Source organism: Brevibacterium zhoupengii (assembly GCF_021117425.1).
Taxonomy (GTDB): Bacteria; Actinomycetota; Actinomycetes; order Actinomycetales; family Brevibacteriaceae; genus Brevibacterium; species Brevibacterium zhoupengii.
In genome coordinates, this window is record NZ_CP088298.1 from 1 (window position 1) to 15,657 (window position 15,657).

At 60.9% G+C, this 15,657-nt stretch carries 10 protein-coding genes and 2 tRNA genes; 11 read left to right on the forward strand and 1 reads right to left on the reverse strand.

Translation table 11 applies throughout. The features are described from left to right. Window positions 1-122 precede the first annotated feature (122 nt). The 10 genes from dnaA to LQ788_RS00050 all read left to right on the forward strand — a co-directional run bounded on the left by dnaA (window position 123) and on the right by LQ788_RS00050 (window position 13,621). A complete protein-coding gene (gene dnaA, locus LQ788_RS00005) occupies window positions 123-1,757 on the forward strand; it encodes a chromosomal replication initiator protein DnaA (protein ID WP_231444027.1) in 1,635 nt (544 codons plus the stop codon). A gap of 541 nt (window positions 1,758-2,298) precedes the next feature. Beyond that, on the forward strand, window positions 2,299-3,438 hold the full coding sequence (gene dnaN, locus LQ788_RS00010) for a DNA polymerase III subunit beta (RefSeq protein WP_231444028.1): 1,140 nt from the start codon (window positions 2,299-2,301) through the stop codon (window positions 3,436-3,438). Beyond that, window positions 3,439-4,563 carry a DNA replication/repair protein RecF gene (recF, locus tag LQ788_RS00015; protein ID WP_231444030.1) on the forward strand — a complete coding sequence of 375 codons (1,125 nt, stop codon included), beginning with the start codon at window positions 3,439-3,441 and terminating at the stop codon, window positions 4,561-4,563. Continuing rightward, on the forward strand, window positions 4,560-5,072 hold the full coding sequence (locus tag LQ788_RS00020; RefSeq protein WP_231444032.1) for a DUF721 domain-containing protein: 513 nt from the start codon (window positions 4,560-4,562) through the stop codon (window positions 5,070-5,072). Before recF ends, LQ788_RS00020 begins: the two co-directional genes overlap by 4 nt. Before the next feature lie 201 nt (window positions 5,073-5,273). Then, entirely contained in the window at window positions 5,274-7,271 is a 1,998-nt protein-coding gene (gyrB, locus tag LQ788_RS00025) for a DNA topoisomerase (ATP-hydrolyzing) subunit B (RefSeq protein ID WP_231444034.1), read from the forward strand. Between the two features lie 109 nt (window positions 7,272-7,380). Beyond that, window positions 7,381-9,939, forward strand: a complete 2,559-nt coding sequence (gyrA, locus tag LQ788_RS00030; protein ID WP_231444036.1) for a DNA gyrase subunit A — start codon at window positions 7,381-7,383, stop codon at window positions 9,937-9,939. Next, window positions 9,936-10,760, forward strand: a complete 825-nt coding sequence (locus tag LQ788_RS00035) for a DUF3566 domain-containing protein (protein WP_231444038.1) — start codon at window positions 9,936-9,938, stop codon at window positions 10,758-10,760. The genes gyrA and LQ788_RS00035 overlap by 4 nt, the downstream gene beginning before the upstream one ends. Window positions 10,761-11,000: 240 nt before the next feature. Then, window positions 11,001-11,074, forward strand: a tRNA-Ile gene (locus LQ788_RS00040). Between the two features lie 151 nt (window positions 11,075-11,225). Continuing rightward, window positions 11,226-11,301 (forward strand) — tRNA-Ala (locus LQ788_RS00045). A 775-nt stretch (window positions 11,302-12,076) separates the two neighbouring features. Then, on the forward strand, window positions 12,077-13,621 hold the full coding sequence (locus LQ788_RS00050) for an MDR family MFS transporter (protein ID WP_394801321.1): 1,545 nt from the start codon (window positions 12,077-12,079) through the stop codon (window positions 13,619-13,621). Window positions 13,622-13,766: 145 nt separating this feature from the next. Here the strand turns inward: LQ788_RS00050 and LQ788_RS00055 are convergent, their stop codons facing one another. Continuing rightward, window positions 13,767-15,008 (reverse strand): MFS transporter, encoded by a 1,242-nt coding sequence (locus tag LQ788_RS00055; RefSeq protein ID WP_231444040.1) that lies wholly within the window; start codon window positions 15,006-15,008, stop codon window positions 13,767-13,769. 163 nt (window positions 15,009-15,171) lie between these two features. Here LQ788_RS00055 and LQ788_RS00060 point away from each other — a divergent pair, with 163 nt between their 5' ends. Further along, complete coding sequence (locus LQ788_RS00060) at window positions 15,172-15,621, forward strand: MarR family winged helix-turn-helix transcriptional regulator (RefSeq protein WP_231444042.1); 450 nt, start codon at window positions 15,172-15,174, stop codon at window positions 15,619-15,621. Window positions 15,622-15,657: the final 36 nt, after the last annotated feature.

Consider the following 15,657-nt stretch of genomic DNA (forward strand, 5'->3'; position numbering starts at 1 on the left):
CAGTGTGGAGGATTACTGGGCAGACTCGTCAGTTCTCCACAAACTGTGGAAAACTATGTGGAAGTCATACACAGGTGTGGACCGTGCCAAGAACAAACGACGAAAACGGAGGAAGATTGACGGTGTCGAATTCCAAGAATGAGCTCATCAGCCAATGGCGGACGGTGGTCTCGACCCTGGATCAGGACCCCAGTCTGACCGCCCACCAAAGGGGCTTCCTCTCTCTTGCATTGCCCAAGGCTCTCGTCGACAATGCACTGGTCCTTCTGGCCGTCCGTGACGAACACACGCGCAGAACCATTGAGACTCGCCTCCTCGGTCCTCTGACCAGAGAGTTCTCCCATGTTCTCGGCTTTGAGGTGACTTTCGGGTTCGTCGTCGACCCGGAACTCGATGTACCGATCCGGTTCGAAGATCTCATCGGAGAACCCACACCGGGATCACCGATCGAGATCGATCCGGAGACATCCACCTCGGCGATGGAATCCACGGGATCTCCTCACTATGCGCCGACGCAGGCCCCGGCGCCCGAGCCTCAGATCCCTTCTCCCTATAACCGCGCACCTCACCCGCAGCCGCAGTCACCCAGGTACGAAGACGCCGGGCCGGCGCCCAGCAATGGGGCACCTGTGGAAAGAACGACGCGAGAGATGAAGATCGCCGAGGCGACCGCCGCCCAGTCGACTCCGCCGGTCGAGGTTCCCGGAGTCGCCCAGCTCAACCCGAAGTACACCTTCGACACCTTCGTCATCGGCGCATCCAACCGCTTCGCGCATGCCGCTGCCTTCGCTGTGGCCGAGGCACCGGCCAAGGCCTACAACCCACTATTCATCTACGGCGATTCGGGCTTGGGAAAAACGCACCTCCTGCACGCGATCGGCTACTACGCAACACAGCTGTTCCCCGAGATCCGCGTGAAATACGTCTCGAGCGAAGAATTCGTCAACGACTTCATCAACACCATCGGTTCGTCGAAGACTTCGAACTCGCTGCGTCCCGCGTTCCAGCGTCGCTACCGCGAGGTCGACATTCTGATGATCGATGACATCCAGTTTCTGCAGGGCAAGGATGCAACGGTCGAAGAGTTCTTCCACACATTCAATGCGCTGCACAATGAGGTCAAACAGGTAGTCATCACCTCGGACCAGCCGCCGAAGATGCTCAAGGGATTCGAGGAGCGGCTGCGCTCACGCTTCGAATGGGGTCTCCTCACCGACGTGCAGCCTCCGGACATGGAGACGCGCTTCGCCATTCTGCGTCGCAAGGCCGCCGGCGAGCAGCTCGACGTTCCCAACGACGTCTTGGAATACATCGCTTCACGGATCTCGTCGAACATCCGGGAGCTCGAGGGCGCACTCATCCGCGTGACTGCCTTCGCCAATCTCAATGACCAGCAGGTCGATGTCAGCCTGGCCGAGACGGTGCTCAAGGACTTCATCACCCAGGATGACACCCCGGCCATCACCGCCGCCGACATCATGGGACAGACTGCTGCCTACTTCAGCCTCACCCTCGACGACCTCTGCGGCACCTCCCGGTCACGAACACTGACCACTGCCCGACAGATCGCCATGTACCTGTGCCGTGAACTCACGGAGCTGTCGCTGCCCAAGATCGGTCAGGCCTTCGGCGGCCGCGACCACACCACCGTGATGCATGCGAACAAGAAGATTCGAACTCAGATGGCCGAACGACGAGCGGTCTACACTCAGGTCACCGAGTTAACAAACCGCATTAAACAGCAACATCGCCTATAGATCGCGGTATACACATCTGTGGATAACCATGGGGACAAACGACGTATCCTGGGGATAGAATGGTGGATAACTTCACGAAGTGAGTGGACGGATGTGAACTACATGGATGTGCTTACCCAAGCGCCCACCGAAGCATGCGTGAGCGTACACAGGGGATCCACACCCTCGGAGATCGCTCAGCCCTTGATTACTAGGGCGTAACTGCCAGTTATCCACAAACTCCACAGGTGCTAATACTTCTACTCATTGAATGGAAGTAATAAGAGGGTGACCGCCACCGACTGCATCGGCTTGGTTGGGGAGCTCTCGAATGAGAGCTCGGAACCGATTCTCAGCACTGCCAGTTATTCGAACACACTGTCACAGTCGATTCTCGAATACGAGATCACCTGCTTCCCGGTCGCCTCGGTGTCTGTGGTCGTTCATGATGTTGGCTGCCCAATGCCGGGACGCTGATATTTCCGATAGGCTGTGTAAAGTTTTCCGAGCAACGTCAAGCCAGTGTCTTGAGTACGTCGGGTGGCCACCCCGAAGGAGTAAAGTGAACGCCGAAGCATCTCCCCTGAAGTTCAAAGTCAACCGCGATGTCCTTGCCGATGCGGTGACTTGGGCTACCAAGACCCTCCCCAGTCGTCCCTCCGCACCAGTTCTCACCGGCATCCTCATCACCGCCGAGGCTGGTGGAACAGTCCGTCTCTCGGTCTTCGACTACGAAGTCTCATCCCGAGTGGAGATCGCGGCCGACGTGGTCACAGCCGGTACGGTCCTCGTCTCCGGTCGACTCCTCGCAGACATCTCCAAAGCCCTTCCCAACCAGGAAGTCACCCTGGAGCAGATCGATTCGAAGGTTGACGTCACCTGCAGCTCGTCTCGCTTCTCGCTGATGACGATGCCGGTCGGCGAATACCCCTCGCTGCCGCAGGTCCCCGATGCTTCGGGAACGGTCTCTGCCGGGGAATTCCAGAACGCCGTCTCGCAGGTCACGATCGCAACATCGAAAGATGACACTCTGCCGATCCTGACCAGTGTTCGCGTTGAGATCGAGGGCGAGAAGGTCACACTCCTGGCCACCGACCGCTACCGACTCGCTGTTCGTGAGTTCACCTGGAATCCTGGCCGCCCAGATGTCTCCGCCGTTGCTCTTCTGCGTGGACGGACACTGTCCGATGTGTCGAAGTCCCTGGGCGGAGATGTCACGATCGGCCTGAGCAACGATGCGGGCAAGGATCTCATCTCCTTCACCTCGGCGGGCCGAGTCACAACCTCGCTGCTCGTCGAAGGCGAATATCCCAAAGTACGGTCGCTGTTCCCTGACTCTGTGCCGATCCACGCGATCGTCGAGACTGGCGTTCTGCGTGAGGCAGTTCGTCGTGTCTCCCTCGTTGCCGAGAGAAATACTCCGCTGCGCTTCGAGGTCAGCGACGGAATGCTCACACTCCACGCCGGTACCGGTGACGATGCCCAGGCATCGGAAGCCCTCGAAGCGGTGCTGCAGGGTGACCCGATCACCGTGGGCTTCAACCCGCACTACATCGCCGAGGGACTGGCCGCGATCGAGAGCCCGTACGTGAACTTTTCGTTCACTCAGCCGATGAAACCTGTCATCATCTCGGGACAGAGAGATCTGGAGTCGTCGGCCGACGAATCGTATCGATACTTGCTCATGCCAACTCGTATCTGAATGTGGATATCCCGACTTTCGCTGCGTAACTACCGGTCCTATCCGGAACTCGATCTCGAGTTCGAGCCCGGGGTCACCACTTTCGTGGCCGACAACGGTACGGGCAAGACCAATATCGTCGAAGCTATCGGGTATCTGGCCCATCTGCGTTCTCATCGAGTTGCCTTCGATGCACCTTTGGTCAACGAGTATGCGCAGACGGCAACCGTGTCTGCTCTCGTCAACCGTGATCAGCGTCATGCGACCGTAGAAGTCTCGATACAGTCGAAGGGCGCCAACCGGGCACGAGTCAACCGATCTCCAGTGAAGATGAAGGAGATCCTGGGACTCGTGTCCTGTGTGGTCTTCGCGCCGGAGGATCTCAGCCTGGTGCGTGGCGAACCAGCTGAACGACGTTCGTGGATGGATACCCTGGTCGTCTCGCGCAACCCTCGTTACTCCTCGGTGATCACAGACTTCGAACGCGCCCTCAAACAGCGCAATGCCCTGCTCAAACGTCTGCGTGAGGATCGTGACCCCGGGCTCGAAGCGACTTTGGACATCTGGAACATGGCCTATGCCGACTCTGCCTCGGAACTGGTCTACGGCAGGCAGCGGATCCTCGCCGACATCGTCGAGCCTCTGCAGAGGAACTTTGCGTATATCGCCGCCGATGCTCGTCTGGAACGTCAGGGAATCCAAGCTCGCTATGATTCGCGCATCGACTATTCGCAAGCCGAGTCGGCCGCCGAATGCCGCGAGCTGCTGTTGGCCGCCCTCGAACGTCGGCGCACCACGGAGATCGAACGCGGTCTGACCCTGCACGGTCCCGGCCGTGACGATCTGGCGCTGACGATCGGAGACCACCCGGCTAAGGGCTACGCCTCTCATGGAGAAACCTGGTCCCTGGCCTTGGCCATGCAGCTGGCTGGATGGGATCTGCTCAGCTCTGATGCCGGATCCGCTGCCGAACAGCCGGTCCTCGTCCTCGACGATGTCTTCGCTGAACTCGACACCGGGCGCCGCAATCGACTTGCATCGCGCATCACCGAGGCTGAGCAGGTCTTCATCACCGCGGCCGTGGACGGAGATCTGCCCGAAGGGCTGGAAGGCCGCAGGATCGGGCAGGATCGTCTGGTGTCATGAGCGGCATCGAGAAGGACACCTCAACTCCGGTGGCGTCGCTTGAGGCTCTCGACCGGGTTCGACGGATGGAGGCGACCGAGGCGAAGTTCGTGCGCAGCCGACGCCGCTCGCGTCTGCGCGGTGAAGCCGTCTACAGCGGGGCAGGCAAGGACAAACGAGATCCAGCAGCGATCTCATCGGCCCTGGGGAAGCTGATATCCGCCCGAGGCTGGTCTTCGTCGATCGACATCGGCAAGGTGCTGGGCCGGTGGCCGGACCTGGTGGGTGAGCAGGTGGCGATGCACTGCAAACCCGTCGACTTCTCCCCTCCTCTGCTGATCATCGCCGCGGACTCAACGACCTGGGCGACTCAGCTGCGAGTGCTCAAACCGACGATTTTGAGGGCGCTCGAGGCAGGCCTCGGCTCGCAGACGATCACAGAGATCGAGATCCGCGGACCACGAGGGCGCAGCTTCAAGAAGGGACGGCGCAGCGTATCCGGCCGGGGACCTCGGGACACCTTCGGCTGAGGATTTTCTGAGCTTGCACAGCGGCAGATCCGTAAAACCATAGAGAGCCTTAAACGGCGATAGCCGGTCCCGTTCGTGCCCGGGGGTACATCCGAGGCTTAGAAAATCCGGAAATGCACCTTAAAGGGCCGCTTACGGGCATTTCCGGTCGTGGCGCGGTAGAATAGGAAGCTGATAGCGCCCACCCTTACAAGGAGTCATATGACGACCGAGGATCTGCCCCATTACGATGCCGGGGATATTACGGTACTCGAGGGTCTCGAAGCAGTTCGCAAACGACCTGGCATGTATATCGGTTCGACCTCGGAACGCGGTCTCCACCACCTGGTACAGGAAATCGTCGACAACTCCGTCGATGAGGCGATGGCCGGATACTGCTCCCACATCGAGGTGACGATCCTCGCCGACGGCGGCGTGAGAGTCGTCGATGACGGGCGCGGAATGCCGGTGGCGATGCACCCCACCGAGGGCAAGCCCACCGTCGAAGTGATCCTGACGATTCTGCACGCCGGCGGTAAGTTCGGCGGAGGCGGCTACGCAGTGGCCGGCGGTCTCCACGGTGTGGGTTCGACAGTGGTCAATGCGCTCTCCGAGCGTCTTGAGGTCGAGGTTCGCCGTGACGGCTACTTCTGGAACATGAACTTCGAGAAGGGTGTTCCCACAGGTGAGCTCACCCGTGGCGCTGAAACCTCCGAGACCGGAACGATGGTGACCTTCTGGCCGGACTCGACGATCTTCGAGACCACCGACTTCTCGTACGAGTACCTGCGCGCCCGTTTCCAGCAGATGGCGTTCCTCAACAAGGGCATGAAGATCAGCCTCACGGACGAACGCCACGTCCAGGTGGATGACGACAATGTTCAGATCGACGAAGACGAAGAGAACGACGCCAAACCGCGTGAGGCCACCTACCACTACGAACACGGTCTGCTCGACTACGTGCAGTACCTGAATTCGACGAAGAAGGCCGATCTCGTCCACCCTGACGTCATCGTCTTCGAAGCCGAGGAAGCCGAAGAGACGCTGTCGCTCGAAATCGCCATGCAGTGGACGACTTCCTACAGTGAGTCGGTCCACACCTATGCCAACGTCATCAACACCCATGAGGGAGGCACCCACGAAGAGGGCTTCCGCACTGCGCTGACGTCGCTGATCAATAACTACGCTCGTGAACAGAAGCTCCTGCGGGAGAAGGATGCGAACCTCACCGGTGATGACATCCGTGAAGGACTGACCGCAGTTATCTCGGTCAAACTCGGCGATCCCCAGTTCGAAGGTCAGACTAAGACGAAGCTGGGCAACTCCGAGGTCAAGGGCTTCGTCCAGCGCGTTGTCCGCGATGAACTCGGACACTGGATGGAGTCCAACCCGGCTCAGGCCAAGGACGTCGTCCGCAAGGGACTCCAGGCATCCCAGGCCAGGTTGGCGGCCCGCAAGGCCCGCGAAGCCACGAGGCGTAAGGGACTGCTCGAGTCCTCGGGTATGCCCGGTAAGCTCAAGGACTGCCAGTCCAAGGACCCGACGATCTCCGAAGTCTTCATCGTCGAGGGTGACTCGGCAGGCGGTTCCGCGACTCAGGGCCGCAACCCGAACACTCAGGCGATCCTGCCGCTGCGCGGCAAGATCCTCAATGTGGAGAAGGCGCGACTCGACCGGGCACTGGGCAACAATGAAGTCCAGGCCATGATCACCGCCTTCGGTACCGGTATCGGTGAAGAATTCGACATCGAGAAGCTGCGTTACCACAAGATCGTTCTCATGGCGGACGCCGACGTCGACGGTCAGCACATCACGACGCTGCTGCTGACCCTGATCTTCCGCTACATGAAGCCGCTCATCGAACATGGTTACGTGTATCTGGCCACTCCTCCGCTGTATCGGATCAAATGGTCGAATGCTCCTCACGAGTTCGCCTACACCGAGAAGGAGAGCGACGGTCTGCTGGAAGCTGGCCGTGCGGCGGGCAAACGCCTGCCCAAGGACATGGCGATTCAGCGCTACAAGGGTCTGGGCGAGATGAACTACTCGGAACTGTGGGAGACCACGATGGATCCCGACCACCGGCTGCTCAAGCAGGTGTCGCTCGACGACGGGATCGTCGCGGATGAGATCTTCACGGTCCTCATGGGTGACGACGTGGATTCGCGTCGACGTTTCATCCAGGAGAACGCGAAAGACGTTCGCTTCCTCGATATCTGATTCTCACCGTCGGTTCCCGGCCTGTACCGGGAGCGGACGGTCACACAGACTTTCATGAACTCAAGCACCGCCCTCATGCGCGGGTTAAGACACAAGGGAAGAGCCCACATTGGCTGACGAAAACGATATCGGAACCGACATCAACCGTGTCGAACAGGTTGATCTCAATCTCGAGATGCAGAGGTCGTACCTCGATTATGCGATGAGCGTGATCGTCGGTCGTGCTCTGCCCGACGTCCGTGACGGACTCAAACCCGTTCACCGGCGCGTGCTGTACGCGATGTTCGACGGCGGTTACCGTCCGGACCGCAACTTCTCCAAGTGCTCACGCGTTGTCGGCGACGTCATGGGCCAGTACCACCCGCACGGTGACTCGGCGATCTACGACGCCATGGTCCGCCTCGTCCAGCCGTGGACCATGCGCTACCCATTGGTTGCAGGACAGGGAAACTTCGGGTCACCGGGTGACGATGGTGCGGCTGCGCCACGTTATACCGAGTGCAAAATGGCTCCCCTGGCCCTCGAGATGGTCAGGGACATCGAAGAGGGCACCGTCGATTTCCAGGACAACTACGACGGTCGCAACCAGGAACCAGTGGTTCTGCCGTCACGGTTCCCGAACCTGCTGGTCAACGGTTCGTCCGGCATCGCCGTGGGTATGGCGACCAACATTCCACCGCACAACCTCCGCGAGGTTGCTGCTGGAGCGCAGTGGCTGCTGTCGCATCCCGAGGCCAGCAAGGAAGAGGCTCTCGAAGCGCTGCTCGGCATCGTCAAGGGCCCGGACTTCCCGATGGGTGCAACCATCCTGGGTCGCAAGGGCATCGAAGACACCTATCGCACCGGTCGCGGGTCGATCACACAACGCGCCGTCGTCGAGGTCGAAGAGATCCAGGGACGCACCTGCCTGGTCGTGACTCAGCTGCCCTACATGGTCAACCCCGACACCCTGGCCGCGAAGATCGCCTCCTATGTCAAGGATGGAAAGGTCGCAGGCATCGCGGATCTCCGCGACGAGTCCTCGGGACGAACCGGACAGCGTCTGGTCATCGTGCTCAAACGCGATGCGGTAGCCAAGGTCGTCCTCAACAACCTCTACAAGCACACCTCGCTGCAGGAGAACTTCTCCGCGAACATGCTGGCGATCGTCGACAGCGTCCCGCGCACCCTCAGCTTGGACTCCTTCCTGCGTCTGTGGGTCAAGCACCAGGTCGAAGTCATCGTGCGTCGCACCGAGTTCCGTCTGCGCAAGGCCGAGGAGCGCGCTCACATCCTGCGCGGCTACCTCAAGGCACTCGACGCCCTCGACGAGGTCATCGCACTGATCCGTCGCTCGCCGTCTTCCGATGAGGCTCGGACTGGGCTGATGGACCTCCTCAAGGTCGACGAAGTTCAGGCCAATGCGATTCTTGACCTGCAGCTGCGCCGTCTGGCCGCCCTGGAACGTCTGAAGATCCAGGAAGAGGCCGAGAAGATCGAGCAGCAGATCGCCGAGTACAAATACATCCTTGCGACTCCCGCCCGGCAGCGCGAGATCGTGTCGGAAGAACTCGAAGAGATCGTTGATCGCTACGGCGACGATCGTCGGACCAAGATCCTGGCCGGATTCGACGGCGATGTATCGATGGAAGACCTGATTCCGGAAGAAGAGGTCGTCGTCACCATCACCCGCGGCGGCTATGCCAAGCGCACCCAGAATCACCTGTATCGCGCTCAGCACCGTGGCGGCAAGGGCATCAAGGGCGCAAACCTGCGCGGCGACGATGTCGTCGAGCAGTTCTTCGTCACCTCCACACACAACTGGCTGCTGTTCTTCACCAACACCGGTCGCGTGTACCGTGCAAAGGCCTATGAGCTGCCCGAGGGTTCACGGGATGCCAAGGGTCAGCACGTGGCGAACCTGCTTGCCCTGCAGCCGGGCGAGACGATCGCCAAGGTACTCTCAATCCGCGACTACGAGGAAGCAGAGTTCCTCATCCTGGCCACGCAGTCCGGTGTCGTGAAGAAGACTCGTCTGAGCGAGTACGACTCGAATCGCACGGGCGGGGTCATTGCGATCAACCTCCGTGAGTACAAGGGTCAGCCGGATGAACTGGTCTCGGCGCGGATCGTGAGCTCCGAAGACCACCTCCTCATGATCTCCCGCAAGGGAATGTCGATCCGGTTCGCAGCCGACGACGATTCGATTCGTCCCCTGGGCCGCGTCACCGGCGGTGTGACCGGAATGAAGTTCAAGGGTGACGACGAGCTGCTGACCATGGATGTCATCCAGCCCGACACATACGTCTTCGTCGTGACTGAGGGCGGCTACGCGAAGCGGACCCCGGTCGACGAATACCGCCTGCAGGGTCGTGGCGGCCTGGGAATCCGGGTTGCCAAGATCACGGAACAGCGCGGAGACTTGGTGGGAGGACTCATCGTCGACGAGGGAGAAGAAGTCCTCGTCGTCATGGAGCGCGGTAAGATCGTACGGTCGAATATCGATGAAGTTCCGGCAAAGGGACGCAACACCATGGGTGTGGTGTTCGCGAAACCGGGCAAGAATGACCGTATTATCGCAGTAACGCGTGGACCCGAGACTGTGGTCGAAGAGCTAGACGAAGAAGCTGACGAACCAGAGGGCGAGGACGTGGAGCCTCAGACCGGCAGCGAGGATGTGGAAGAGTGAGCGACAACAAACAGCCAGGCTCAGGCAAGATCATACGCACGTCCAGTGGATCCACCCGCTTGACAGCAGGATCGGCGAAGAACGAAGACAAGGCTGGTGCTGCCGGCTCGGGCAATTCCGCCGGCTCCGGCAATTCGGGCAAGACACCCGATACGACCCGGGTGGTGACCCCTCCGGCTCCCAAAGCCTCACCGAAGCCCAACAGAGCCCCTTCAGCCGGGCAGTCCTCGCCCGGACAGACCTCGGGCGGACCTGGTGGGTCGTCCTCGGCAGGGACCGCCACTGGCGGATCGGCACCTTCCAGCCAAGCTACAGGCTCACAGAAGCAGTCCTCGGGTGGCGGACAGTCCACCTCGGCGATGGGAGCCGCAGCCAACACCATTCGCGCCAGCTCCGGCAGCGTGAAAATGGGTGTCAAGAACATGGTCGACAGCGGCAAGGGCAACAAAAAGAAGAAGGGCCCGCGAACGGTCCGTCTCACCGTCTCGGCTGTCGACCCGTGGTCGGTCATGAAGATGTCGTTCCTCATGTCCGTGGCCATCGGCATCGCCACCATCGTGGCCTTCGTCGTACTCTGGATCGTCCTCCAAGCCACCGGCGTCATGAGCGGTTTGGAAACGACGATCGCCGAGGTTGCCGGCGCAGAGTCGGCAGAGAAGATCGTCGGGATCTTCGGCTTCGGCCGAGTCGTGGCGGCCGGCTTCATCATCGCGGTCATCAACATCGTCCTCATGACAGCCCTGTCCACCTTGGCTGCGTTCATCTACAACATCGGCTCCCTCATCGCTGGTGGATTCCACCTGACGCTGACTGACGACTGACTCGTGCTGACCAACGCCTGAGACCTGTGACCGCCTGTTTCGGCGCTCACGAGCTTCTCATCGGTTTCGCTGCCTGACCGGCGGCTCGGATGCCCTCCACAGGAATTCCGGGTCGCCGGCAGACGTTTGGGAGCCCGTTCGGTGCGTATGATGAGGGCATGTGAGGCGAGTCACTGTCAGCCGATTTGTGTTGGAATGACCCGTTGGGTATCGTTTTACTTCGGGTTCACCCCCTGAAAAGGGCCTATAGCTCAGGCGGTTAGAGCGCTTCGCTGATAACGAAGAGGTCCCTGGTTCAAGTCCAGGTAGGCCCACATCCTTTCGAGGAGGATCATGAAGAAATGGATTCTCAGTGGTCTCACACTTGTGGGACTCGGAGTTTTCTTCCGGTGGCGGCACGGTAATCAGAGTGCCCAGGCCGAATGGTCCGAACACACCGACTCGGTGTGAAGGTGAATCCCTTCTGGGGGTATGGCGCAATTGGTAGCGCACCTGCTTTGCAAGCAGGGGGTTAGGGGTTCGAGTCCCCTTACCTCCACCAGATGATGAAGGCTCCGAACCGATATGGTTCGGAGCCTTCATAGTTTCTCCCGGATGAGAGTGGCATCTTTGGGGTGTGTGGTCACAGTGGAGACGGATGCCATTTCCATTCCGTTCTGCGGCCGGCCCCGCCTGATTCGATCCGTCCGTTCGCCCAGAGCAGCGACAGCCAAGGATCGGTGCCGAGCTCGACTTCAGGGAACAGACGCCGCAGCACTGTGGCGGCAATTGTCGCATCCGGCCGAAAACCCACCCCCAGACCATCAGTCGCGTCCCAGGTCTTCGGACCAGGGCAGAGTTGGTGGAGCCCGCCCGAACCCCGACCTCGAAGGCGGCGTCGTCACCGCGACCTGACCACAGATCCAGCGCGTACCACAACGGACCCGTTGCCGAGTGAGCCACGACCTCCGAGACACTGATGCTCATCTGAGGCGCTGTGACAGACCAGTCACGGGAGATCTGCGCCGTCAGTGCAGTCGCGCATATGGACCCGGCGTGAAATACGTCCGAACAATTCATGGTCGAATGCTGTTCCTCGCCGGCAACCCAGATATGCGTCGCTCTCAGCGTCGTAAGCAGGGAGGGTCCGGTCGCCGTTTCAGTTCTGCAGACGGGCAACGAGGACCACAAGAGAGTTGAATCACGATACCGTCAGATTGAGGTTTTCCCCACCGACAATTCCACGCCGACGGAATAAGCTGAAGTGTATTCTCGTTGACCCCTTTGTCTGCACGCACAGTTGGCTGCTGTGAGCAGTTTCCCGCCCAGTCCGGGCGATGACAGACCTTTTCGATCGGAGCACCTCTTTGTCCAGCGACACCTCCCACTCACGTGCGAACGACTCACAGGCTGACTCGATCGATCCCGCCGGAATGCGGGTGATCTGGCTGCTCCTGGTGGCCGCCTTCGTCGCGATCCTCAACGAAACGACGATGGCCATTGCAATCCCAGAACTCAACGCTTCGCTGGGGATTCCTCCAGAGCTCGGCCAGTGGCTGACCAGTGCATTCATGCTCACCATGGCCGTCGTCATCCCGACGACCGGATTCCTCCTGCAGCGTTTCAGCACCCGCCAGATCTTCCTGGCGGCGATGATCCTGTTCTCCGCAGGCACCCTGATCTGCCTCGTGGCTCCCGGATTCGCCGTCCTGCTCGTCGGACGCGTCGTCCAGGCGGCCGGCACCGGCATCATGATGCCCCTGCTGATGACGACGATGATGAATGTCGTCCCTGCCCACTCGCGCGGTCGCATGATGGGTCGAGTCGGCCTCGTCATCTCCCTCGCACCGGCAATCGGTCCGACGATGTCGGGCATCGTGCTCGACTCCCTCGGGTGGCGCTGGCTCTTCGCCATCGTCCTGCCGATCGCCCTGATTGCACTCGGCCTCGGCGCGAAGTGGATGACCAACCTCGGTGAGAGCACCCACGCACCGATCGACTACGTCTCCATCGTGCTCTCCGTCTTCGCCTTCGGCGGCATCGTCTTCGGCCTCAGTCAGTTCGGCGGAGGACATGGCGGCGACGCCGGAGGAAGCTCCTCAACCGGCTTCGCATGGACTGCGATCGCCGCCGGACTGGTCTTCCTCGCCCTCTTCGCCTGGCGACAGCTGGTGCTGCAGAAGGAGGATCGGGCACTGCTCGACCTGCGAGTCTTCTCCGCGAAGAACTACGTCATCGCCGTCATCATCATGGCCGTCGTCTCACTGGCCATGTTCGGCACCTTCTCCCTGCTCCCGCTGTACCTGCAGAACGTCGCCGGACTCAACGCCACCCAGTCGGGTCTCGTCCTGCTGCCGGGATCCATCCTCATGGGCGTCCTTGCTCCCGTCATGGGCCGCATCTACGACGCACGAGGACCCAAGACTCTCCTGGTCCCAGGGTCGATCATGATCGCCGCGTCGATGTTCTCCTACTCCATGGTCGGCATCGGCACACCCACGTGGGTGCTCGTCGTCATCCAGACCGTCATGTCGCTGGGACTGGCCGCGTCGTTCACACCTCTGTTCTCAGCCTCGCTGGGTTCGTTGGAGCGCAAGCTGTACTCGCATGGTTCCGCGGCCCTCAACACCATGCAGCAGGTAGCCGGAGCGGCCGGAACAGCGCTGCTCATCTCCATCTACTCCTCTGCCCTGCATTCGGGTGAGGCGGCAGGCCGTTCCGTGGCGGAGTCCGGTCAGCCTGGAGCACACAACGCGTTCCTCCTGGCAGCAATCATCGCTCTCGTGCCCGTGGTGCTCTCGTTCTTCATCAAGAAGCCCGAAGACCAGGAAGATGCCCCCGCCGAGGTGGTCGACCTGGCCCCGAAGTCACCCGCCGAGTGATCTGAGGGACAGTGGGCCCCGGGTGTGCACCGTGAACTGGTGCACCCCGGGGCTTTCTGCAACTCTGGACCTCGAGTACATCGGGTCTTGGGATGGCTCAGGGTCTTGATGACTCAGCCCGTGACCGTGCTGTGGCGAACCGGTTTCAGACCGAGTGTCCGGTCGGTGCCGTCAGCGTCCCCGAGATGCCGTCATCTGCATCGTCGGAGTTCCCCTGCGTCTGCGAAGCGCGCCGCAGTTCTCCACCGCGTGCCAAGGCGCCGATGAGGAAGACGATGAGGCCGGCGACGGTGACCAGGGAACCGGCCCACAGCGGAGACGAGTAGCCGAGGCCGGCGGCGATGGTGAGCCCGCCGATCCACGCGCCGAAGGCATTGCCCACGTTGAACGCTGCGATGTTCGCTCCTGAGCCCAAGGTCGGGGTGGCCTGAGAATGGCGCATGATGCGCATCTGCATCGCGGGCACCGTGGCGAACCCGAACCCGCCCATGAAGATCAGAGCGATGATCGTGGCGACCTTGCTGTCGGCGAGCTGCGAGAACACCGCGAGGATGATCACGAGCCCGCTGAGCAGAACGAGCAGTGTCCGCCCGAGGTTCCTGTCAGCAGCTTTGCCGCCGAGGATGTTGCCGATGAAGAGTCCGACTCCGAACAGGACCAGCAGCCATGGCACGGTGGAACTGGCGAACCCGGTCACCCCGGTGAGAGTGAATGCCATGTAGCTGAAGGCGCCGAACATGCCGCCATAGCCGAGGATTGTGATGAGTATCGAAGCCCAGACCTGTCCGGATGTGAAGATGCGGAACTCGCTGAGGATGTTTCCGGTCGACTTCGCCTGTGCAGCTGCGGCTGGGATGAGGGCAACGATCCCGATGAGGGCGATGACGCCGATGATGCTGATGGCCCAGAAGGTCGAGCGCCATCCCGCGGCCTGGCCGAGGAACGTTCCCAGGGGAACGCCGAGGACGTTGGCCGTGGTGAGGCCCGCGAACATCATCGAGATGGCCGCCGCCTGACGGTTGGGCGCGACAAGTCCGGCCGCGACGACAGAGCCGATGCCGAAGAAGGCACCGTGACAGAGTGCAGCGATGATCCGCCCGAGCATCATGAGTTCGTAGCTGGGTGCGAGGGCGGAGAGCGCATTGCCGATGATGAAGAGGACCATGAGTCCGATGAGGGCGGTCTTGCGGTTGACCCGGGTCAGCGCCACCGTGATGAGGATGGCACCGACGGCGACAGCGAGGGCATATCCCGAGATCAGATAGCCGGCGACGGTCTCGGTGACGCCGAAGTCAGCTGCAACTTCGGGCAGCAGGCCCATGATGACGAACTCTGTGAGTCCGATTCCGAACCCGCCGATGGCGAGAGCGAGAAGTGCGAGTGGCATGGTGTGTATCTCCTTTTGCGTCAGGACGGCGGACCACCTCGGCGCGTGTGCAATAGAAGGCGTATGCAGTAGTTGCAAACGCAACGATATAAATACTTGCACACGCGGTCTATCGGCGCAAGTGGTGTATTCTGTGATGAAGACGATTGTGAGGGAGAGACACATGGGCATCAGGGATGACGCAGTCGAGATCCGGTCTCGTGGCTGGCGCACTCTTGCGGCTCTGCACGCATTGATCGAGACTGAATTGGAGCGTTCACTCCAGCGCGAGCATCAGCTTTCGGTCGTTGAATTCACCGTCCTGGATGCACTCAGCCGGCAAGACGGCTGGCACATGCGCATGCGGCAGCTGGCCCGAGCAGCCGCACTGTCGAGCAGTGCCACGACGCGTCTTGTCACCCGTCTGGAGGACCGCGGACTGCTGACGAGGATCCTCTGCGATGACGACCGTCGGGGCATCTACACTGAACTCACCGATGCTGGATGGAAGCTGTTCGAAGCTGCCCGACCAACACATGATCAAGTCCTGGAAGCTGCGCTTTCCGAGGCCGGCGAAGTCCCGGAACTCGGGCCCCTGGTCAACGCTCTGCATTCCGAGGTGGTCCAGGCTTAGGTTTCGCGTGTGGATCCTGGGGTCGACGCGACACGG